Origin of the sequence: Prevotella rectalis (assembly GCF_900607215.1) — a bacterium.
Classification (GTDB): domain Bacteria; phylum Bacteroidota; class Bacteroidia; order Bacteroidales; family Bacteroidaceae; genus Prevotella; species Prevotella brunnea.
In genome coordinates, this window is sequence record NZ_LR027822.1 from 398,323 (window position 1) to 421,236 (window position 22,914).

The 22,914-nt window shown below is 45.6% G+C and carries 23 protein-coding genes; 13 read left to right on the top strand and 10 right to left on the bottom strand.

Annotation, left to right across the window (positions count from 1 at the left end; translation table 11 throughout):
* From E0E16_RS10015 to E0E16_RS10030, 4 genes are all read left to right on the top strand, one after another.
* Positions 1 to 756 (top strand): IS256 family transposase (locus tag E0E16_RS10015; RefSeq protein ID WP_181951336.1); only part of this gene is annotated, 756 nt, incomplete at its 5' end.
* A 241-nt stretch (positions 757 to 997) separates the two neighbouring features.
* The gene (locus tag E0E16_RS10020; RefSeq protein WP_130830191.1) at positions 998 to 1,954 is read left to right on the top strand and encodes a glycosyltransferase; all 957 of its coding nucleotides are present in this window, start codon (positions 998 to 1,000) and stop codon (positions 1,952 to 1,954) included.
* Positions 1,955 to 1,989: 35 nt separating this feature from the next.
* On the top strand, positions 1,990 to 2,709 hold the full coding sequence (locus tag E0E16_RS10025) for an IspD/TarI family cytidylyltransferase (protein WP_130830192.1): 720 nt from the start codon (positions 1,990 to 1,992) through the stop codon (positions 2,707 to 2,709).
* Positions 2,706 to 3,743, top strand: coding sequence for an NAD-dependent epimerase/dehydratase family protein (locus E0E16_RS10030; RefSeq protein ID WP_130830193.1), 1,038 nt, complete (start codon positions 2,706 to 2,708; stop codon positions 3,741 to 3,743). Before E0E16_RS10025 ends, E0E16_RS10030 begins: the two co-directional genes overlap by 4 nt.
* Before the next feature lie 64 nt (positions 3,744 to 3,807).
* On the opposite strand, the gene E0E16_RS10035 is transcribed toward E0E16_RS10030, so the two are convergent.
* The 9 genes from E0E16_RS10035 to E0E16_RS13655 all read right to left on the bottom strand — a co-directional run bounded on the left by E0E16_RS10035 (position 3,808) and on the right by E0E16_RS13655 (position 12,549).
* Complete coding sequence (locus E0E16_RS10035; protein ID WP_130830632.1) at positions 3,808 to 4,641, bottom strand: LicD family protein; 834 nt, start codon at positions 4,639 to 4,641, stop codon at positions 3,808 to 3,810.
* A gap of 14 nt (positions 4,642 to 4,655) precedes the next feature.
* Complete coding sequence (gene rseP, locus E0E16_RS10040; RefSeq protein ID WP_130830194.1) at positions 4,656 to 6,056, bottom strand: RIP metalloprotease RseP; 1,401 nt, start codon at positions 6,054 to 6,056, stop codon at positions 4,656 to 4,658.
* A 135-nt stretch (positions 6,057 to 6,191) separates the two neighbouring features.
* Entirely contained in the window at positions 6,192 to 7,361 is a 1,170-nt protein-coding gene (locus tag E0E16_RS10045; protein ID WP_130830195.1) for a 1-deoxy-D-xylulose-5-phosphate reductoisomerase, read from the bottom strand.
* Positions 7,362 to 7,379: 18 nt separating this feature from the next.
* Positions 7,380 to 7,901, bottom strand: coding sequence for a ribosome maturation factor RimM (gene rimM, locus E0E16_RS10050; protein WP_130830196.1), 522 nt, complete (start codon positions 7,899 to 7,901; stop codon positions 7,380 to 7,382).
* Between the two features lie 17 nt (positions 7,902 to 7,918).
* Complete coding sequence (gene murA / locus E0E16_RS10055) at positions 7,919 to 9,232, bottom strand: UDP-N-acetylglucosamine 1-carboxyvinyltransferase (RefSeq protein ID WP_130830197.1); 1,314 nt, start codon at positions 9,230 to 9,232, stop codon at positions 7,919 to 7,921.
* Between the two features lie 2 nt (positions 9,233 to 9,234).
* On the bottom strand, positions 9,235 to 9,837 hold the full coding sequence (locus E0E16_RS10060) for a DUF4290 domain-containing protein (protein ID WP_130830633.1): 603 nt from the start codon (positions 9,835 to 9,837) through the stop codon (positions 9,235 to 9,237).
* 135 nt (positions 9,838 to 9,972) lie between these two features.
* Positions 9,973 to 10,665 (bottom strand): tRNA (adenosine(37)-N6)-threonylcarbamoyltransferase complex dimerization subunit type 1 TsaB, encoded by a 693-nt coding sequence (tsaB, locus tag E0E16_RS10065; protein ID WP_130830198.1) that lies wholly within the window; start codon positions 10,663 to 10,665, stop codon positions 9,973 to 9,975.
* An 829-nt stretch (positions 10,666 to 11,494) separates the two neighbouring features.
* On the bottom strand, positions 11,495 to 12,340 hold the full coding sequence (locus E0E16_RS10070; RefSeq protein ID WP_240048166.1) for an IS3 family transposase: 846 nt from the start codon (positions 12,338 to 12,340) through the stop codon (positions 11,495 to 11,497).
* A gap of 32 nt (positions 12,341 to 12,372) precedes the next feature.
* Positions 12,373 to 12,549 (bottom strand): hypothetical protein, encoded by a 177-nt coding sequence (locus tag E0E16_RS13655; RefSeq protein ID WP_165444179.1) that lies wholly within the window; start codon positions 12,547 to 12,549, stop codon positions 12,373 to 12,375.
* Between the two features lie 99 nt (positions 12,550 to 12,648).
* On the opposite strand from E0E16_RS13655, the gene E0E16_RS10075 reads away from it, so the two are divergent.
* Positions 12,649 to 13,836 carry an IS256 family transposase gene (locus E0E16_RS10075; RefSeq protein WP_130829501.1) on the top strand — a complete coding sequence of 396 codons (1,188 nt, stop codon included), beginning with the start codon at positions 12,649 to 12,651 and terminating at the stop codon, positions 13,834 to 13,836.
* Position 13,837: 1 nt separating this feature from the next.
* Here the strand turns inward: E0E16_RS10075 and E0E16_RS10080 are convergent, their stop codons facing one another.
* Entirely contained in the window at positions 13,838 to 14,047 is a 210-nt protein-coding gene (locus E0E16_RS10080) for a hypothetical protein (RefSeq protein ID WP_130830199.1), read from the bottom strand.
* Positions 14,048 to 14,483: 436 nt separating this feature from the next.
* Here E0E16_RS10080 and E0E16_RS10085 point away from each other — a divergent pair, with 436 nt between their 5' ends.
* The 8 genes from E0E16_RS10085 to E0E16_RS10120 all read left to right on the top strand — a co-directional run bounded on the left by E0E16_RS10085 (position 14,484) and on the right by E0E16_RS10120 (position 22,491).
* Positions 14,484 to 15,362, top strand: coding sequence for a YicC/YloC family endoribonuclease (locus E0E16_RS10085; protein WP_130830200.1), 879 nt, complete (start codon positions 14,484 to 14,486; stop codon positions 15,360 to 15,362).
* Positions 15,363 to 15,371: 9 nt separating this feature from the next.
* Positions 15,372 to 15,968, top strand: a complete 597-nt coding sequence (gmk, locus tag E0E16_RS10090) for a guanylate kinase (RefSeq protein ID WP_130830201.1) — start codon at positions 15,372 to 15,374, stop codon at positions 15,966 to 15,968.
* The gene (nadD, locus tag E0E16_RS10095; protein WP_130830202.1) at positions 15,969 to 16,544 is read left to right on the top strand and encodes a nicotinate (nicotinamide) nucleotide adenylyltransferase; all 576 of its coding nucleotides are present in this window, start codon (positions 15,969 to 15,971) and stop codon (positions 16,542 to 16,544) included.
* Positions 16,545 to 16,617: 73 nt separating this feature from the next.
* Positions 16,618 to 18,474: a phosphoethanolamine transferase gene (locus tag E0E16_RS10100; RefSeq protein WP_130830203.1), complete on the top strand. Its 1,857-nt coding sequence runs from the start codon at positions 16,618 to 16,620 to the stop codon at positions 18,472 to 18,474.
* 37 nt (positions 18,475 to 18,511) lie between these two features.
* Entirely contained in the window at positions 18,512 to 19,630 is a 1,119-nt protein-coding gene (locus E0E16_RS10105) for an acyltransferase family protein (protein ID WP_130830204.1), read from the top strand.
* Positions 19,627 to 20,652 carry an acyltransferase family protein gene (locus E0E16_RS10110; RefSeq protein ID WP_130830634.1) on the top strand — a complete coding sequence of 342 codons (1,026 nt, stop codon included), beginning with the start codon at positions 19,627 to 19,629 and terminating at the stop codon, positions 20,650 to 20,652. The genes E0E16_RS10105 and E0E16_RS10110 overlap by 4 nt, the downstream gene beginning before the upstream one ends.
* Positions 20,649 to 21,527, top strand: coding sequence for a decaprenyl-phosphate phosphoribosyltransferase (locus E0E16_RS10115; RefSeq protein ID WP_130830205.1), 879 nt, complete (start codon positions 20,649 to 20,651; stop codon positions 21,525 to 21,527). Before E0E16_RS10110 ends, E0E16_RS10115 begins: the two co-directional genes overlap by 4 nt.
* A 1-nt stretch (position 21,528) precedes the next feature.
* Complete coding sequence (locus E0E16_RS10120) at positions 21,529 to 22,491, top strand: haloacid dehalogenase-like hydrolase (protein ID WP_130830206.1); 963 nt, start codon at positions 21,529 to 21,531, stop codon at positions 22,489 to 22,491.
* Positions 22,492 to 22,914: the final 423 nt, after the last annotated feature.

Genomic DNA, 22,914 nt, shown 5'->3' on the forward strand with positions numbered 1-22,914 from the left:
CTTTCCTCCCACTATTTAGCCGTCTATATCGACGCCACCTTTATTTCCACCCGTAGGGACAGACAGGTGTCCAAGGAGGCCTACTATACCATTCTGGGGGTATTGGAAGACGGCAGCAGGGAGGTGCTCACGGTTGTCAATCATCCCACAGAAGGGGCTCTGTGCTGGAAAGACGAGCTTGAGGCCTTGAAGCAAAGAGGCGTCGAACAGATAGACTTAGTCGTTTCCGATGCATTGCAAGGAATAGAGAATGCCGTCTGTGCAGCCTTTCCAGGTGCCGCACACCAGTTCTGCGTGGCACACGTCAAGCGACAGATACTCAGCGGCGCATCACATAAAGACAAACCAGTAATGGCGCAGCAGCTCAGTGAGGTGTTCCAATTGGAGAACAACGAGATGAATTCCTTGCAGGGATACGAACAATTCATTACCTTTGTCGAGAAATGGGAAAGGAAATATCCTGCACTAAGAAAGTACAAGACCGAACGCAACTGTGCCTACTTCACGTATATGGACTTCCCGGCCCAAGTGCAGAGGTGCATATATACGACCAACTGGATTGAAAGGCTCAACAGGAAGTACAGGAGAACCATCCAAATGAGAACATCCATGCCATCAGAGAAGTCCGTCATCTTCCTCCTGGCGGCCGTGGCGATGGAGGAAACAAAGACGACATATGAAAGGAGAATATATCAATTCAAGAACTGGAAAGAAAAGAATAAAATAACAGTGGAAGTACAGAGAAAGGAAAGATGAATTACACACTTTTAAGGACACTACCAAGGTGATACAAATTGAGATTTAAAAGGTTAGCTTTCGCACTCCAAAAGGTAAGCTTTTACAACGCAAAAGGTAAGCTTTTAAAAAGTGAAAGGTAAGCTGTTAGAATGAAAAACAAGCGAAAAGATTGTGGCAATTAATTTTGAGCATCTACTTATTACGCAATATTACGCTGACTTTGGATTATTTTTCATACATTTGCAGTACATTATCACCTATGGCAAACAACAATTTCAAGACCGTATCGGTAATCGTCTGCACATATAACGGTGCCAAATACCTGAAAGAACAGGTAGATTCCATCATCGGGCAGACCTACCCCATTCGGGAAATCATCATACAAGACGATGGTTCGACCGATGAAACCGTGGCAATAGCACAGGCCTACAAGGCAGAACACCCAAATGTTCAGGTGTTCAGCAACACAAAGAACATGGGGTTCAATGCCAATTTCGAGACAGCCGCCCGACGAGCCACGTCCGACTTCATTGCCATTGCCGACCAAGACGACATCTGGTATCCGACGAAAATAGAGAAACAGGTGGCTGCCATTGGCGACAAGGACATCTGCTTCTGCTGCCACCACAGAGGCAAATCACCCGAAAAGTCGGTCTATGTTACCCCACAATACAGCCTTGAGGCACTCCTCTTCACGGGATTTGCCGGACACACGATGCTCCTGCGCCGCGAGTTTGCCCACAATCATGCCAACTGGATAAGCTACATCCACTACGACTGGTCGCTGGCCATCAATGCTCAGCTGCAAAGAGGCATCGTGCGCATCGACGAACCACTGAACTGGCACCGCTCCCACCCGGAATCCGCCATAGCACAGGAGAACAAATCGCACGGAATAGACAACAGCCAGATGTCGAAAACGGAACCTTACACAAAGGGCTATGCCAACTATCGGCAACTGCAAGGAAAACGCAACTGGCAAAAGCTCTATCAATACATCTACGAAAGAAGCGCAACAACACAGCCCTTGGCTCACCGCATGGCGGGACTGATGCTAAGAAAAGACTTGTGGGCACTCGTGCAACTATGCCTCATCTGTGCACGACACCGCGACAGCATCTATTACAACGGGAACGCAAAAGGACTCATGGGCTGGATTCGCGGATTCTTCTATCCGTTCATCTTCACCTATCACAACGTGCAGTACGACTTGTGAAACAGAAATCATCGACAACCAACAAAACGAACAATATGAACATCGCATTATTAACCGCAGGCGGCACGGGCAACAGAATGGGACAAGACATTCCCAAACAGTTCATGACAATAGACAACATCCCCGTCATCATTTACACGATGAAAGCTTTTCAGGAGCATCCGGAGATAGATGCCATGGGCGTGGTTTGTCTTCAGGGCTGGGAAGTGATGCTGCAAGCCTATGCCAACCAATTCAACATAACGAAACTGAAATGGATTTTCAAAGGCGGCAACAGCAACCAGCAGTCCATTCTCAACGGTTTGGAAGGCTTGAAAGCAAAAGGTTGCAACGACGATGATATTGTCTTGGTACACGACGGCGTGCGTCCATTAGTGTCGGAGCGCATCATTTCCGAGAACATCGCCAAATGCCGAGAGTTCGGCTATGCCGTGACGGGACTCGTGTGCAAGGAAGCCATCATGGAAGTGAAGGGCGATTGCCTGTCGAACATTTCCATACCGCGCGAGCGACTCATTCGAACGCAGACGCCACACACCTACCGACTGAAGACTTTACTCGATGCACACGCCGAAGCCAAGGCACAAGGCATAGAGAACACGGTGGCATCCTGCACCTTGTTGGGTGCATTGGGCATCGACGACCAGCACCTTGTCGCCGGTTCTGAGCGCAACGGACTGAAACTGACGCAGACGGAAGACGTTGAGCTGTTTAAGGCATTGAAAAATACGGATAAGGAATATTGGTTGAAATGACAACAAATTATCGTTTACGGATTGAGCAGGCAGCAACGGCGGAGTTACCTTGGGAACTATTGGAAGGAAGCAACCTGCTCGTAACGGGAGCAACGGGATTGATAGGGGGATGTTTGGTGGATGTCCTGATGCGACACAATGCGCACCACTTCCGGGTCTATGCTGCCGGCAGAAACGAAGAAAGAGCAAGAAAAAGATTTGCCGCATATTGGCATCTGCCCAACTTTCATTTCATCGCGTTCGATGTAACGACACCGATGAAGACCGACATTGATTTCCACTTCATCATCGACGCAGCAAGCGGTGCTTCTCCAAGTGCCTATGCCACCGACCCCGTGGGGGTGATGAAAGCCAACATCTACGGCGTGGACAATCTGTTGAGCTATGGAAAAGCCCACCAACTGTGCAGGTTTGTCTATGTCTCATCGGGAGAAGTCTATGGCGAGGGCGATGGAAGAGCGTTTGCGGAGGACTACAGCGGATATATCAATCCCGCCACGGTTCGTTCCTGCTACCCTTCTTCCAAGCGTGCCGCCGAAACGCTTTGTGTGAGTCATGCCCAACAGTTCGGACTGAATGTCTCGATAGCACGACCCTCACATGTGTATGGTCCGTATTTCACGGAGCAAGATAACCGGGTTTACGCGCAATTCATCCGCAACGTATTGGCAGGTGAGGACATCGTGATGAAAAGTAGTGGCAGACAGTTCCGTTCATGGTGCTTCTCGGTGGACTGCGCATCGGCTTTACTGCATATATTGTTGAAGGGGGAGAACATGAAACCTTATAACATTGCCGATACAGAGAGTAACATTTCCATTCGAGAACTGGCGGAAGACATAGCCGATATTGCCGGGAAGAGGGTGGTTGTGGATATTCCTGACGCCGAAGAGAAAGCCGGATACTCCGTAATTAAAAAGGCAACGTTCGACACAGCTCGTCTGCGCGCATTGGGATGGACTACCGAAGGGGGGATGAAAGAAAAACTGCGGCTCACCATTGATGAACAGCAGCATTACGAGAAAAACATGTAAGAAGCCGAAGGACTCCGGTTTTCATCATTGTTCAAGAATCGGAAACCGGACTTCTGCTTGCCTTTCACTCAAGGAAACGTATGGTGGCTTGATGCCGGTTGCGCTTGTCTCGGGGTGGCAAAGCCATATAGTCGCCATAGATGATACGGCAAAAATCTTCCGGACGTGCCGGACCATTATAGGTTCTATCCTCAAATCTTATGGGTTTGTAGGGGCGTACCACATCAAGGGGGAAGCGTTCATAGAACCATGTGCCGTAACTGTGCATAAACTCTCCGCGCTTTCCGAAGAAATGTCCCAACAACCGAAAGATGGGAAACACACAATGATTGAGCAATCGATAACCGCACCGTGCCCATTGCGGATGTTGCGGAGCCACATCAAGGTTTAGTTTCACTGCCAACTTTCCGGCAATGCGCTGCAAACGCGGCAGAATGCAGTCTTCATAGGGGAAGATGTCGATATGCAAACCGCGAAATCGCATCGCCTCCAACGCCTTCCTGTCGCGCAAATCGGCATCTTCGGTACTGACGTGCTCACTCTTTCGGTCGCGAAAACTTGCCCAAAACTTCCAATAACCGGCATCGGTGTCGCTGTCTTGGAGCAGGTATTGCGGATGAGGATGTTGCTTCAGGTAGTCGCAAAACCGCTTGTAGTCTTTCCAATCCACCACAATATCCACATCATCGTCCCAAGGAATGAAGCCTCCGTGACGCAAAGCTCCCAACACATTGCCACCATCCAATCGCCAATTCACGCCGGCTTGTTCGGCAGCGGTAACGAGATAGTCCAACATATCCAACATACGCAATTGCGCACGCCGAAGTATTGAACCATCGGGATTGCACTCCCGACGCAGACTGTCTTGTGTCTCGCCCGTGTTGAAAACAGTTATCATCACCACAAAAAGCTCTACATCAAACCTATCCAGCGCAATACGTCATTGAGATTGGCAACCACCATCAACAGAATAAGGATGGTAATGCCCACGTATTCGGCGCGAATCATGAACTTTTCCGATGGCTTTCGGCGAGTAATCATCTCATAAAGCAGGAAAATAACATGACCACCATCGAGTGCGGGAATGGGAAGAATATTCATAAACGCAAGGATAATGCTCAAGAAAGCTGTCATGTTCCAGAACATATACCAGTCCCAGAAAGGCGGAAAGAGCTTTCCTATTGAGCCAAAGCCACCGAGACTCTTCGCTCCGTCTGCAGAAGCGAGATATTGAAGGTTGCTTACATAGCCGCGCAAGATGTTCACACCGTATTTAACTCCTTCCGGGAAACTCGCAAAGAAAGAATATCTTTCTTCCGTCGGCTGATAATAAGTTGCCATTGTGCTCTGCACCACACCCATTTTTAAGTCGGGAGTAAGCATCATTCTGACAGTATCGACCCTGTGAGTTCCGGCTCTCCGGACGGTAAGAAGAACATTTCGCAAAACCAAAGAATCCTTCCGGGTATGCTTTACTGAAGCGATGTCGCTCAAAACACCGACTTGGAAATTCATGTCGGTCCACGTTTTAACCGGCTTTCCATTGATGGATGTCAGCAAGTCGCCTTCTTTTATTCCGGCTTTCATCGCCGGTGTGCCCCCCAGAACGCTGTCCACACGTGCCGGGATGTAAGGTTCGGCAAAGAGAGGACGCTCCTTTATCATGGAGAGCATATCCAAATCGCCGGGCATTGAGATACGAACTTTCTTGCCACCACGCAACACATCGACATAGTTTGATTGGGCTATCTGCCGAAAGAAGTCGCCATTAACGTTGGCAAACTCGCGAAATGCGCCTTGATCGGTGCCTATCATCACATCATTGTCACGGAAACCGAGTGCTTTCGCATCTTCGTTGAAGACCATTCCCATCGACATATCCGACACTTTGTAATAACTTTCGCCCCATGTAAATATAATCATGGAATAGATAAAGAGTGCCAACAGGAAATTCACAAGTACGCCTCCAATCATGACAAGCAAGCGTTGCCATGCCGGTTTTGTACGAAACTCCCATGATTCAGGGGCTTTCTTCATCTGTTCCGTATCGAAGCTCTCGTCAATCATGCCCGATATCTTGCAATAACCGCCCAATGGCAGCCATCCCATTCCATAAGTGGTGTCGCTTTTCTTAGGTTTCCACTTGAAAAGCATGCCGTTCCATTTACCAATGGATACATCGAAAAAGACAAAAAACTTCTCTACTTTTATACCAAAGAGTTTTGCGAAGAACATGTGTCCTCCCTCATGGAGAAGGACAAGCAAAGAGATTGCCAATACAAACTGAAGCAATCGTATCAGAAATGTTTCCATTAATCAGTATTTATTCTTTTTTGTTTATATATCATTTTTAAGGGAATGAGGATTGAAGTAGGTGTGAACAAATCCTCCCATTAGCCTATTCCTATCTCACTGTTTAAGGAATGATGGGCGAGCAAGCACCTTGTATCATCTTTTACCCAATCTCTCGTTCATCAAATCCATTGCCACGCGACGTGCTTCGGCATCGGTCTGTAGATAGACGTCTAAATCAGGGTTTTCATCAAATCCCACTTTTGCCATGGTTTGCTCTATGATTTCCCCCATTCCAACAAACGAGCATGCTCCTTTTCGGAAGCCTTCATTGACAATCTCATTGGCAGCGTTCATAATACAAGGCATATTTCCACCCTTTTCAATCGCCTCGTATGCCATTCCCAAACACTTAAACTTCTGCATGTCGGGTTCAAAGAATTCCAACGGCTGCTTGAATAAGTCCAAACGTTCAGCTCTTAGCGACAAACGCTTAGGAAAGGAGAAGGCATATTGTATCGGAAGGTGCATATCGGGAATGCCTAACTGCGCTTTCACTCCCCCATCGGCAAACTGTACCGCACTGTGGACGATCGACTGCGGATGTATCAACACCTGAATCTTATCTGCCGGCACACCAAAGAGCCATTTCGCTTCTATCACCTCAAAGCCTTTGTTCATCAATGATGCCGAATCGATGGTGATTTTCGCACCCATGTCCCACGTCGGATGCCTCAATGCATCGGCTGCGGTCACTGTCTGGAGCTGTTCGCTGGAGAAAAGGCGGAAAGGACCTCCGGAACAGGTGAGCAATATCTTCTCTATCTCGTTCTCATCCTCCCCCACAAGACTCTGGAAAATGGCACTGTGTTCGCTATCCACCGGCAAAACAGGCACTCGGTTCTCAGCTGCCAAGCCGCAAATAAGTTCACCTGCCACAACAAGAGTTTCCTTGTTTGCCAAACAAATCTTCTTCTTTGCTTTTATTGCGTGAATGGTGGGTTCCAATCCGGAAAAGCCTACCATTGCCGTCAGTACCATATTGATGGGCTCAGCCTCAACTATCTGGTTCAGAGCCTCAGTCCCCGCATACACCTTGATATCGGGTTGGTCTGCCAACTCTTTGGAAAGGTCTTTATAATAAGCCTCGTTGGCAATCACCACGGCTGCCGGACGAAACTTGCGAGCTTGTGCGGCGAGTTCTTTCCATCGAGAGTTTGCCGTCAGCGCGTAAGTCTCATACAAATCGGAATGTTGCTCAATAATGTCGAGTGCTTGCGTCCCGATGCTTCCTGTTGAGCCAAGAATGCATATTTGTTGTTTCATCTTCATTCAAATCATAATTCAGAGTTCCAAAAGACCTTCCGGAATCTCCATCTCTATTGTTTTTTTCTTTGAGTTCACGTTCATTATCAAATCTTCGTTGGCAGGCAACAACAGCATTTTACCCTGTTTTGTTCTCACTTCAAACAATATGTTTACCGTAGAATCGTCCACCGATTCAACGTTTCCGATGACATTCCCCATACGAGAGTCAATCAGTGAGAAACCAATGATTTGTGTCCACGACAACCGTTCGGTGTCATCCGGCACGAAAGAACGTGGAAAATACACATCAGCTCCTGCCAAATCCTGTGCTCGTTCCTCCGTATCAATGTTGCAGAATTTCACTAAAGCCTGTTCATCAGTGCGGAAGCGATATTCTTCCATGAAAAAAGGAACAAGAATGCCCTCCAAATCCAACACCAGATATTGAGCTTCAACTCGGTCGAAGACATCATCGGTGAAGCGGAATTGTAGTTCTCCACGCACGCCATGAGGTTTCCCCAATACACCTATCTTATATACGTCCTCTCGTTTTATCATGTCGTCGGTCAAGAGATTTAACAAATATCCACGCGTCGGATATGCGCTCCGAGTGCGTTCAGTCGGGATTCGATATTCTCATACCCTCTGTCTATCTGTACAATATTGTCTATCCTGCTCGTTCCCTTTGCCGAAAGTGCTGCGATGAGCAATGCAATGCCGGCACGGATATCAGGGCTTGACATTCGTCCGGCTCTCAGTGTGCGTGAATTGTCGTGCCCCACCACCACGGCACGGTGCGGATCGCAGAGAATGATCTGCGCGCCCATGTCGATAAGTTTATCCACGAAGAACAACCGACTTTCAAACATCTTCTGATGGAAGAGCACGCTGCCTCTTGCTTGTGTAGCTACGACAAGGAGAACCGAGATAAGGTCGGGTGTCAGTCCGGGCCATGGAGCATCGCAGATGGTCATAATGGTACCATCGAGAAAAGTATCAATGACATAATGTTCCTGACGCGGAATAATCAGGTCATCGTTTTCTTCTTCAATGCGCACTCCCAATCTGCGGAACGCATCGGGAATGATTCCCAAATCGCTTATGGAAACATTCTTTATCCTGATTCCGTTGCCAATCATGGCAGCCATTCCGATGAACGAGCCCACCTCTATCATGTCGGGAAGAACACGATGGTCGGCTCCGCGCAGTTCTTTTACGCCCTCAATGGTCAGCAGATTGCTGGAGATACCGCTGATTTTCGCCCCCATTGCGTTGAGCAAGCGGCACAGCTGTTGGATATAAGGTTCGCAAGCGGCATTGTAAATGGTAGTTTTGCCTTCTGCCAGCACCGATGCCATGATGATGTTTGCCGTTCCTGTTACTGAAGCCTCATCAAGCAGCATATCTGTTCCTTTGAGTTTATCCGCCATCAACTCGTAAATGTTTCTTTGTTCAACATACACACAGCGCGCGCCAAGTTTTCGAAAGCCCAAGAAATGGGTATCCAAACGTCGTCTCCCTATCTTGTCGCCTCCCGGACGAGTGATGGTGGCTTTGCCGAAACGACCCAACAAGGGACCATAGAGCATCACGCTGCCACGAAGTGAAGCCGCTTTCTTTACAAATTCCTCGCTTTCGAGAAAGTCAAGATTAACGTTGGCTGCCTGAAATGAATAATCATTCGGCGCGAGCCGGTTCACCTTCATACCAATTTCTTTCAACAACTTAATGAGGTTATTGACATCGAGGATATTCGGAACATTGCGAATAATCACTTCCTCCGAAGTCAGCAAAGTAGCGCAAATCACCTGCAAAGCTTCGTTCTTGGCGCCTTGAGGCATGATTGTTCCGGACAAGCGGTGTCCGCCTTCTATGATAAAGGACTCCATACCTATCGTTTCTTTTTGTTATTGCGTGTTGGCATCAAATCGCGCGCGTTAATCTTCTCGAAACGAAACGTATCCAAATCCAACTGCACCTTTCCATCGGTGTAGTGTGCTAAATCGGAAGCCACTTTCTCATTATCGGATGAGCCGTGCCCCCACTGCATCAGGGAACGTTTCATTTGGTTGGCTATGATGCAAATAAGTTCGTTGCGCTCTTCGCCTTCCTCCATGTTCTTCAGCTTTTCAAACATCTCGAACATCATTTTCCCATAATGGCGCACCGGGATTTTCGACATGGGATATTTCATCGGCTCCGGTCGTGAAGACATCTTCTTTGCCTGTGTAACGTCGAATGGATAATCAATATCCAACTTAAAATCTGCCATCAGTGCCAAATGATCCCACAACTTTTGAACGTGGTCGTTGTTCTCCTGATTCTGACGATTCATCCTGTCCATGATGGAGATGATGGTTTCCGCACAACGCTGTCGTTCTTCCTTGGTGGGAAGTTTCACGCAGAAGTTCACCATGTCTTGAACTTCCCTTCCGTATTCGGGCAACACTAATTTCTCTCGTTGGGTGTTATAATCCAAACCTTCAATTTTCATTGGTACATTTGTTTTATTTTGAATGGGAGAAACGAACCGAAGTGCTCTCAGCCGGAGGTGTTCTCCACGTTGCGTCATGACTTTTCGATGCGCTGCCTTTCCGTTCCATTCTCCACAAACACGATTTTTATTTTCTCACAGCAGCGGTTTCGCTTTTTTTGCCACAAAATCCTTCAGATACATCGGCACGAAATAAGCAACGTCCTCATATTGTTCCGTTGCCATTCGCTTTTCAGCCAGTGGCATCATGTTCTTCGCAAGGGGTTCTATACCTTTTATCAAGTGGGCATTGGGATGATTGATTGTGTCCATGCACTTCTCGGCTCCATTGCCAAAGAAATAAACCGGCGCACGGTCAAGATATTCCTTATACGTATTTTCATCCACAACATCCGCCTGAATCGGGCGAACAGTTTTCAACGCGCGATCGAACACTTGGGCATAGACTTCCATTCGGCGAGCATCAATCATCGGAACCAGCAAGGCGTTAGGTTCCAATTCCGCATGATGAAGCAAAACGGGCACGCAAAGTAGTTCCAACGTGGGCACGGCAAGGAGCTTTATGCCAAAGCCATAGCAAATTCCTTTTGCCATAGACGTGCCTATGCGCAAGCCGGTGTAAGAACCCGGACCGCTACTCACCGCCACGGCATCCACGGGAATGGCATGGCTGTCGGCAAACGACAACGCCTCATCTACGAATGTTCCGAGTTTCTCTCCATGGTTCGGTCCGTCGTGATCCTCCTGATGAAATATGCACGCTCCGTTCTCACTCAATGCCACCGAGCACACATTGGTGCTGGTTTCTATATTTAATATACAAGACATTTTCTTACTCCTTATTCACAATGTTTCCACCCAACTGACAAGGCTTATTGTCATCCGGGGGACGTGTTATGATATGCAAAGATAGTGCTAAATTTTGAATATTCACACCTTATATAGAACAAATTAAAACTCATTGTGTTTATTTTCGATATTCAAAGAGTTGTGAAAGCTCCATATTCGGCAGACTTTCATGACTTTCAATCACCATTTTATGATGAATTGAAGCTATGAACGCATTAATTTTCCGGAACGATACCGGCATCTTCCAATAGGGCATTCCCATCAATGATAGAACATTATTTCGGAAAAGTTCCGGAAAACAACTCGCTACTTGCATGGTGCACGAGCTTGGGAGGTGGCTTGCCGATGATACGATTTCCCGCCTAATTCATCACAAAAAACAACAAACAAATTTGCGATTATCAGCCATTGATTTGCAATAGCTAAGCTTTTGCATTTTAAAAGCTAAGCTTTTGAGAGGCGAAAGCTAAGCTTTTGGAAGGCAAAAGCTAAGCTTTTAAAATACCATTCATATACATTTTGTCTTTTCCTGAATTCACTTGTCAGATCTGACGATGTATTTCTGTTTTACTTGTCAAATATTTTCTTGTTTACTGAATGACTTGACATTAACATTATATAGGTTAAATTTGAAGTCTGTGCACTTGTATAAAAGAAGATGGACAACACCTAAGTTCCGTCATATTTTCGGCAAGGTCTTAGGGGGCTCGATGCCCCCTGGGACCTTTGGTGAAGATGGCATAAGACCGTCGTTCGCCATATTTTCGGCGTTCCAAAGATACTTTATATTTTTCTTTTTTGCAAGCATTTATCTCTTTTTCCAAAGATTTCTCCCGGGCTGTTCGCCTCTATAGACATCCATCGGACATTTCATTCCTATGCTCATATGCGGTCGTCTGTAGTTGTAGAAGGCTATTGCCTTGGAGATTTCCATGTTGGCCTGGTCATAATCTCGGTACATCTCCTGCTGGTAAATCCACTCAACCTTAAAGGTTCCATTCGTCCTTTCCGCCACAGGATTGTCCGTAGGATTGTACCGTTCTGTCATACTAACCCTGATATGGTGGCACATAAGAGTTTCAACATATAGGTGGCAGGCGTATTGCGAACCTCTGTCAGAGTGGTGTATCGTTCCGCAGAGGTTGCCTCCTCCGGCTGCCTTAACTGCCATTAGCAATGCCTCCTTCGTATTTATAGCCTCCATGGTTTCGGATAAGCACCAGCCTATGACAGCATGTGAGTAAACATCCGTAATGAGATGGAGGTACAGGACGTTGCCGTAAATCCAAACGTAGGTTATGTCGGCTGCCCAAATGTGGTTAGCATACATTGCCGTAACACCTTGTACAAGATTAGGATACTTCCTATAAGGATGATTGGAGTCCGTTGTACGTCTTCGCTTGTTCTTGGGAAGCATAAGCCCTTCTGAAGCAAGTAGTTTTAAGAAGGAGTCGCGACCATGAGTAACATCTTCACCTAGCTCCGACTTGAGGAGGACGTGCAGTTTCACACCGCCTATCCCGGGACAGCAGGCACGATAGTAGAGTACATTGTCAACTATCAGTTTACGCCTTTGCCGCTCAGAAATCACAAGCTTGCTGCTTGCGTAATACCACTGGCGTTTCTTGCCAAACAGCCCACAGAGGAATTCCACGGATACACCGGGAAACTCCTCACGCAGCGCCGTTACTGTTTGGCACCATCTTTTTTTAAGATGCTGATACCCTCCTCGGATTCGGCTATCTCTATGAGTTTCTCATAGGCACGGCTGCGCATCTTCTCCAAAGACAATGCGTGTTGGAGGTTCACTATCTTCTGGCGCAATATCTCATTGTCTGTCAAATTCGTTTCTTTATGAGCCATACGATACCTCTCGATTACTTCCGAGGGGTACTGTCCTATAAAAGTGTGTAAGCTTCTTTTTTCTTATCTTTGTATTTGATAACTTTAAAAAAGAAAAAAATGAAACTTACACATTCGCAAATTTCGGAAATTCTTTCGAATTACACAAGCAGCAGCGAGGGTTTTGTTACCCTTCAGTCATTAATCATGAACTCCCTGATGTATCATGAACGAGAGTTGTTCGTCAGCGAAAATGCCCATGAGCAATGCAATGGCTTCCGTTCTCGCCGTTGGTACAGTCACGGCTTTGAGTTCTCGCTCCGTATTCCGCGCAGTCGCAGCGGGAACTTCTATCCCATTCTCTTAGGGTTGATACGCAGCGAAAGCGAGGAACGTGCCAAATTGTTCAACCTCCTCTACACCAAAGGTCTTACCACGGAGCAGATAGGCGAGATTTCCAATTGCGTCTATGGTCGTTCCTACAGCAAGCAGCAGGTATCGCATCTTGCCGGTAGCTGCCGTGAGGACGTCGAACGGTGGCTTTGCCGTAGCCTTTCCTCCCACTATTTAGCCGTCTATATCGACGCCACCTTTATTTCCACCCGTAGGGACAGACAGGTGTCCAAGGAGGCCTACTATACCATTCTGGGGGTATTGGAAGACGGCAGCAGGGAGGTGCTCACGGTTGTCAATCATCCCACAGAAGGGGCTCTGTGCTGGAAAGACGAGCTTGAGGCCTTGAAGCAAAGAGGCGTCGAACAGATAGACTTAGTCGTTTCCGATGCATTGCAAGGAATAGAGAATGCCGTCTGTGCAGCCTTTCCAGGTGCCGCACACCAGTTCTGCGTGGCACACGTCAAGCGACAGATACTCAGCGGCGCATCACATAAAGACAAACCAGTAATGGCGCAGCAGCTCAGTGAGGTGTTCCAATTGGAGAACAACGAGATGAATTCCTTGCAGGGATACGAACAATTCATTACCTTTGTCGAGAAATGGGAAAGGAAATATCCTGCACTAAGAAAGTACAAGACCGAACGCAACTGTGCCTACTTCACGTATATGGACTTCCCGGCCCAAGTGCAGAGGTGCATATATACGACCAACTGGATTGAAAGGCTCAACAGGAAGTACAGGAGAACCATCCAAATGAGAACATCCATGCCATCAGAGAAGTCCGTCATCTTCCTCCTGGCGGCCGTGGCGATGGAGGAAACAAAGACGACATATGAAAGGAGAATATATCAATTCAAGAACTGGAAAGAAAAGAATAAAATAACAGTGGAAGTACAGAGAAAGGAAAGATGAATTACACACTTTTAAGGACACTACCTTCCGAGGGCAAAGATAACGATTTTGAATCAACGGGCCAACGTTTCAGCCATTGGAACATTGAACCACTAGACACATTCCACTTACGCAATATGGACGCTTGAGAAGAACCGCTAGAATAATAATCAATTAACACTTGCAGCTTGAACGAATACGAAAATTCGCGCGGGGTTTTACGTTTTGTCATAATTTCTTACTTTTTTTATAGTCAGAATTGTGACAAGCTAAATCCGTATAAGACATTTGATTATCAACAACTTACAGATTGCATTTTTTTTGATTGAAAACACGTTCTTTTTGACTTCCATAATGTCGTCTCCATGCAGCATTAAAAAAGTCATTGTTTCAACTTCAAACTCACGTTTCGTTCTCGCCGTCTTGAAAAGGAACATTTGTCTTATTCCAGCCCAAAGGTTTTCAAAGAAGCATAAAACAAAGGATCGTGGAAAAATCAGCCTTTATTCCAATGAGCAACGAGGGATGCCTGATAGACCAAACATGAAATTCGGGGGATAGAAACGAAGAGCAGTCGATTGACCGAGTCAGAGGTTTGAAACACTCTTTTTGGTATTTCCAAGCCTTTTTCGTACATTTGCAGCGACAAAATAAAACTCAACAAGCCTATGATACTATCCATGACAGGCTACGGAAAGGCAGTCGTAACCTACAAAGAAAAGAAAATCAATGTTGAAATAAAATCGCTCAACAGCAAAAATCTCGACCTATCCACTCGCATTGCCCCCCTATATAGAGAAAAGGAAATGGAGATAAGGCAACTTGTTTCAAAACAATTGGAGCGGGGAAAGATAGACTTCTCGCTGTGGGTGGAGAAGGATTCCGTTTTGGATGCCGCCCCCATCAATGCAAAATTGGTGGAGGACTATTACCGACAACTTAAAACCATCGTTGCGCAAACCAATATTCCCGAACCTCAAGACTGGATTGCAACACTGCTCCGCCTGCCCGATGTAACCACCAAAACCGAGGTGGAGGTACTCGAGGAAGAGGAATGGGTTTCGGCAAAGACTGCCATCGAAGAGGCAATTAACCAGCTGACGGCGTTCAGAGCACAAGAGGGTGCCGCACTACAGAAGAAGTTTAATGAAAAAATCGATAACATCGAGGCTTTACTTAAAAGCATAGAACCATACGAAGAAAGTAGAGTACCAAAAATAAAGGACAGAATCATCGAGGGATTGAAGCAGATTCCAACCATCAACTACGACAAAAACCGACTCGAACAGGAACTTATCTATTACATAGAGAAACTGGACATCAGCGAGGAACGCCAACGACTGACCAACCATCTGAAATACTTCCGCGAGACAATGCTGGAAAACGGCAGAGGAATAGGCAAAAAACTCGGTTTCATCGCTCAAGAGATGGGTCGCGAAATCAATACGACGGGTTCGAAAAGCAATCAGGCAGAAATGCAAAACATCGTAGTAAAGATGAAAGACGAACTGGAACAAATCAAAGAACAGGTGCTCAACGCATTATAAAGACTCAACATGAAAACCAACAAATCACACTCCACACCGGGAAAACTGGTTGTCATTTCCGCACCTTCGGGAGCCGGGAAAAGCACAATTGTCAGGTGGCTGATGGAAAAGCATCCGGAACTAAACTTGGTTTTCTCCATCAGCTGCACCACACGGGCACCGCGCGGAACGGAAAAGAATGGTGTCGAATACATCTTTATTTCACCCGATGAATTCAGGAAGAAAATCGAAAACAACGAGTTTCTTGAATACGAGGAAGTATATACCGACCGATTCTATGGAACATTGAAATCTCAGGTGGAAGAACAATCAGCAGTGGGACAAAATGTAGTGTTCGACGTGGATGTGAAAGGGGGATGCAACATCAAGAAATATTACGCAAGCAGGGCTTTGAGCATCTTCATTCAACCGCCATCGCTTGCCGAACTGCGAAAAAGACTTGAGGGCAGACAAACCGACTCGCGGGAAGCGATTGAAAACAGACTTGCAAAAGCAGAATATGAACTCACTTTTGCCGATAAATTCGACCATATTATCGTGAACGATGTCTTGGAAGAAGCAAAAAGAGAAGCCTATCTACTCATTAAAAACTTTCTCGAAACATAAATGAACATAGGGATTTTCGGTGGCTCGTTCAATCCGATACACAACGGACACATCGCACTTGCCAAAGCGTTTCTACGACAGAAACACTTGGATGAGGTATGGCTGATGGTGTCGCCACAAAACCCATTGAAACGAAACAATGCGCTTTTAGACGACAAAATGCGCTTACGGATGGTGGAAAAAGCATTGGGTAATCTGCCGAAAATCATCGCCTGCAACTACGAATTTCAACTTCCGAAACCATCTTATACATGGAACACGCTGCAACGGCTTTCCGAAGATTTCCCCAATCATCATTTCTCACTGCTCATTGGCGGGGACAACTGGAAAGCTTTCAACAAGTGGTATCGCCACGAGGACATCTTGGCAAATTATTCCATAACCATTTATCCGAGAAAAGGCGATGAAATCGATAAAAATGAACTACCAAGTAACGTTTCTCTGCTCAACTCGCAACTCATAAATATCAGCAGCACAGAGATAAGAGAGCGAATAAAAATGGGCAAACCCATAGGCGGGTGCGTGCCGAACGAAATCATTGACGATGTAAAGAAAGCCTACACGATTTGCACATAGGCGTTAATTCAAAGTGTAAAATGATGGAATATGAATTATTTGCACTAACTTTGCATCAAAGTTCATTGAGCGGATGAAAACCATAAGATTGATTGGAAACATGCTGAGCAAAGTGTTTCTGCCCATAAAGCAAAATGCTTCGTTCTTTTTCTTCATGTCCTTACTTGCCATCGTGGTATCGTTTGGCGAACTCCCAAAGAACAATCCGGACGCGAGAGTTTACGATAATCTTTGGCAGGAGCTATTCCTCGACCTCTATATCGTCTGTCTTTTCCTGACGTGTTTTCCCCAAAAAGTCCGCCGGTGGATAGCAGGTGTCCTCTACGTGGTTGCCTATACAACTACAATTATCGACCTTTTTTGTTGGGATAAGTTTCAATCGACTCTCAACCCCTCCATGTTGCTACTGGCAGGAGAGACCAACAAGCGAGAAGCTACAGAGTTTCTTAACAGCTATATCACGGGCGATGTGCTCTATTCCGGTATAGGACTCATTCTTCTGATTATCCTTTTCCACATACTTATTTCACTGTGGCCGGTGTTCAAGCGACAATTTCCGGATAAGATAAAGAGCTTTCTCGACCGGACGAACCATGTGTTTGAACGCATCCGCCCCTTTTTTGGAGGGCTAACACTGTGCATCCTCATTTGGTCGGGTTGCAGTTCGGCGCACAACAAACGGGAAATGATACGGATGTTCTCAATGAATTCCATCGGAAAGGTGGAGCACGAACTGACAAGACCTGATTGTGCGCAATTTTATCTGCCGGTTTACAGACTTGTCTTCAGCATTTTTGCAAACCATTTGGCATCCCAACAAATCGACAGACTCATCGAGGCGAAAGGCAATGTCAGAGTGGATAGTTGCGCTTTCACAACTCCCAACATCGTGCTGATTATCGGGGAAAGCATGGGACGTCATCACTCTCAACAGTATGGTTATTTCATGAAGACAACACCTCGCCAAGTAGAGCGTGAGAAATCAGGTAGGCTCATTCCGTTCACCGATGTCGTGTCGCCATGGAATCTCACCAGCTTCGTCTTCAAGAACATTTTTTCCCTGCATGTCATAGGTCAAAAAGGCGAATGGTGCGATTATCCGCTGTTCCCACAAATCTTCCGCAAAGCAGGCTATCACGTTTCGTTCATAACCAATCAGTTCTTGCCACAAGCCAAAGAAGCTGTTTATGACTTTAGTGGGGGCTTTTTCCTGAATCATCCCGAGCTCTCAGAGGCGATGTTCGACACAAGAAACACCAAATTGCACAAGTTCGATGAGGGATTGCTCGAGGATTACGATAAAACATTGAGCCAAAAGAACAAGGAACACAATTTGATTATCTTCCATCTCATCGGGCAACATGTATCATACAAGCTCCGTTATCCTAAAGACCGACATCATTTTAACGCTAACGACTATGCGGAAAAACGGTCAGACTTAATCAAAAAGCATCGTTTTATGCTCGCACATTACGATAATGCGGTTCTTTACAACGATTCCATCGTGGACCAAATCATCCGTCGCTTTGAGAATCAAGAAGCGGTGGTCATCTATATGCCCGACCATGGTGAGGAATGTTACGAAGACAATCGAGGTTTTATCTGTCGTAACCATTCCGCAGCGATAGATTACGACCTTGCTCACTATGAGTTTGAGGTGCCTTTTTGGATTTATTGTTCACCGAAATTCGCGGCAAAACACCCGGATACGGTTCAAAAGATAAGAAAAGCCAAAGACAAACGCTTCATGACGGATGCCCTGCCTTACCTCTTGCTCCATTTGGCGGGAATTAACACAAAATATTATCGTGCTGAATACGATGTTTTAAGTCCGGAATATAATGAGCTTCGACCGAGAATCTTGAAAAACAAGACCAACTACGATGATTTAGTCGCCAAGCATGGCAAGACAACAGATAAGAAACGATAACGTTTCATACGCCCCATCGAATCGCAATAAGTAAAGTATGGAAGAGATAAAAACAACTAACAATAATTTGACCGCAGAAACATTGCTTAGTAAAACAGAATGCAACGCCATGCGAGGAATTGCCATCTTAGGCATTATTCTTCACAATTATTGTCATTGGCTCGCACCCATCGTAAAAGAAAACGAGTACCAATACTTTCAAAACAATGTGGACGAGCTGAGTAAAATCATGACTTCGGAATGGACAAACCTCATTTTCTTTCATGTCATGTCTTTCTTCGGACATTACGGAGTCCCTATTTTCTTGTTTCTTTCAGCCTATGGTTTGGTGCAAAAATATGAATTATACAACCGCGACAAACACGCCGAGCCCACTACTCTCGAATTTATTAAATACCATTGGAAAAAACTTTTCCGTCTAATGATTGTGGGATTTGCAGCCTTTATCCTCATCGATGCCATCACTCCGGGAAGACATCATTATGCCGTTCTTGACATAATCGCTCAATTAGGACTATTCAACAACATCTTACCTCACCCTGACAAGATTATCTGGCCGGGTCCTTATTGGTTCTTCGGCTTAATGTTTCAACTCTATATCGTATATCGTCTTTTCCTCTACAAGCGGCATTGGGGATGGGCAGTAGGACTGATGGTTCTTAGTACCGCCATTCAAATGGCATGCGAGCCTGATGGTGAGGCACTGAATCGTTGGAGATATAACTGTGTCGGGGGGATATTGCCCTTCTGTATGGGACTTCTTTATGCCAGACACGTAAAGAACGCCAATCCAAGACTATATCCGCTGTGGACCATCTTGGCAGTTTTGGGGATTTACATTTTAAGTCTCAATCGGAACAGTTGGTTCTTTGTACCGGCATTTGTATGCATCGCCGCAATATATTTCGTGAAACACATCAGTCGCGCGACATTCTTTTCCACCTTTCATCGGTGGTTGCTCAACCAACTCTCATGGATAGGAAGCATCTCGGCAGCATTGTTTATTTCACACCCCATCACCCGAAAGGTAATCATCCCCATATCGCGCACAGGAGATTACTGGACAGGACTCTTATTGTATATCATCACATCCATCTGTATAGCATGGCTGTTCAAAGAATTGACGAAACACATCCCATCCCCGAAACTAAAATGAAACAGAGTGGCATAGAACTTGGCAACATCAGCAATTATCGAGGCGAGCTTATGGGGCTTGCAATTATCTTCGTCATACTTTTTCATGTCGGTTTACCGAGAAACGATTTGTTTTTCGGACTTCGCAGAATGGGAAACATCGGTGTTGATATGTTTTTCTTTCTCAGTGGCATCGGATTGTGGTATTCATGGGCAAAGGATTCATCCACGCACACATTCTATCTGAAAAGACTTTTTCGCATCTACCCCACGTGGTTGATTGTCGCAACGGCATATTACGTTCCGGACATGCTTTGGTCTGACATTGTAAGACATGGCGGACATAGCAAGAATTTCATCGATTTAATCGGAGATATTACCATCAATTGGGATTTTTGGCTGAACGGCGAACTTACATTTTGGTACATCCCGGCAACGATGATGCTGTATTTGTTCACGCCGGCTTACCTGCGACTCATCATCAAGCATCCCACATATCGCTGGCTTCCTGCGTTGATGATGGCATGGTGCGTCATCGTGCAATATGTTACCCCCATTCACGATACAGTGCAACACTTAGAAATATTCTGGAGCAGAATCCCTATCTATTTTTTAGGCATCAACATGGGAGCGGCTGTAAAGGAAAACAAACGCATTGAAAGTTCGGCAATCTGGTTAATCCTCATCGCTTTCATCGGAACACTCGCCGCCTGCATCTATTTGGAACAGGTAAAACACGGAAGGTTTCCACTATTCTTGGAACGTATGCTCTATATTCCCCTCACCATATCCGGCATTATCATTCTCGCCGGATTGCTAAGGAAAACATCAAGACTCATTCGGAAAGCATGTTTCTTTTTCGGTTCCATCAGTTTGGAACTATATCTCATTCATCATCATTTCATTTTAATTTACATTGAACCATTCGGTTGGAGCTATTGGGTAAAATTCCTTTTGGTTACCGTTATAGCCTTGCCGATGGCATGGTTGCTGCACAAGCTGACAGAAGCAGCCGTTAAACCCATAAAGAGGAGGATATTATGATAGATTTATTCCGATTAATCCGCCCAAAGCAATGGATAAAAAACACGATTGTGCTTCTTCCGATATTTTTCGGTGGAGCACTTCTGAAACCGGACGCGCTATATGCCGGTTTTATAGTTGTCTTGTCGTTTTCATTCATCGCCTCATCCATTTACTGCCTCAACGACATCATCGACCTAAAGGACGACAAGCGACATCCGGTGAAATGCAAACGTCCGCTGGCTTCAGGAGCCATCAGCGTGGTACAAGGCTACCTCATCATGCTATCGATGGCCATTCTGTCGATGCTTACGTTGCTCTTGCTGCCTGAACATGGGGCGGAAGTGGCAGGAGTTATCTTTTTTTATTGGATATTGAACATTGCTTACTGCTTAGTGCTGAAACAACATGCCATCATCGATGTCTGCGTGATAGCGTTTGGTTTTGTTCTCCGACTCTTCGCCGGTGGACTTGCCACCGGTATCGGACTGAGCAAATGGATTGTGCTGATGACCTTCCTCCTGATGCTTTTTCTATCGTTCGCGAAAAGGCGCGATGACGTGCTCAGAATGAACGAGACAGGCAAAGCCCCACGCAAGAACACGAGCAGATACAACCTCACTTTCATCAATCAAGCCATCACCATCACGGCAAGCGTTACTTTGGTGTGCTACATCATGTACACGATGAGCCCGGAAGTTGTAGCCAATTTCCATACCGATAAATTATATCTGACGAGCGTATTCGTACTCTTGGGATTGCTCAGATACATTCAAATTGCTGTGGTGGACAAGAAAAGCGGAGACCCTACGAAGGTAATACTGCGCGATCGTTTTATCCAACTTATCGTATTGGGCTTCGGTTTGACTTTCCTCATTATTATTTACCAATTGTAAGATGAAAGTTTACGCATTCGACTTTGACGGAACACTCACAAAAAAGGACACATTCATCGAGTTTATTGAGTATGTGTACGGATATGGGAAAACCTTTTGCGGTTTTTTCCTATTCTCCCCCATCCTCTTTCTCATGAAATTGAGATTATATCCGAACTGGAAAGCGAAGCAAAAAGTTTTCTCGTGGTTTTTCAAAGGCATGTCTATCGGGGAGTTCAATGCGCATTGCGAGAATTTCGCCATTCACCGGCAAGGCATCATGCGCCCGAAAGGATTGGAAACCATCAGAAAAGCCATAAACAACGGCGACAGCGTTATCATCATCACGGCAAGCATAGAAAATTGGGTGCGCCCTTTCTTCAAAGAGTTTGGCGACAAGGTGAAGGTGGAAGGCACACAGATTGATATCCGTTTGGATTACATAACCGGAAACTTCCTCACCAAGAATTGTTATGGGGAAGAGAAATTGAAACGGCTTCTGCAAATCTTTCCCTATCGACATTCCTATAAATTGGTAGCCTTTGGCGACAGCAGAGGCGACCGCCATCTGCTTCGCGAAGCCGATGAGTCGTTTTTTCAACCATTCAGAAAAAGAAATCGAGAAAAATTCGATGAAATCGTGCGTTTCGGAATTGTGGGAATCATTGCCACTACCTTGCAATACGCAATTTATCTGTTACTAATCAACTGGATTGAACCCAGAATCTCCAACACGATCGGATATGTCATTAGTTTTGTTTTCAATTATTTTGCATCTACGAGTTACACTTTTAAGGTGAAAGCAACAGCAAGACGAGGAGCGGGCTTTGCCTTTTCCCACCTTGTAAACTATCTTTTGCAAACCGGATTGTTATCTCTCTTCCTTTGGATGGGCATGAAAAAGCAAATTGCCATGCTACCGGTATTCTGCATTTGCGTCCCCATTAATTTCATTTTGGTCAGAACTTTCCTAAAAAAGAAGTAATGCCTGCCGAAAAGTAGCCAAGGTGTTCAAGCGGAATAAGCGATGAAATCAGGAAAATTGGTTGGAGACCGGCTTTCATTTTCTTCTCAACCAAAAGAGCAAAGCTCCGTTTTTAAATACAATAAAACGAAGGAAACTTTTACACTTCTTAACCTCACGACTCGCATATTCTCAAAGAACCTTTCCAATGGTTGAAAAAACACGAAAAATCCACATATATCATAACTGCCTGATTATCAACATAAATAACCTATTTGGTAATGCATCGTCTGGCAAAATGTCTTATACGGATTTAGCTTGTCACAATTCTGACTATAAAAAAAGTAAGAAATTATGACAAAACGTAAAACCCCGCGCGAATTTTCGTATTCGTTCAAGCTGCAAGTGTTAATTGATTATTATTCTAGCGGTTCTTCTCAAGCG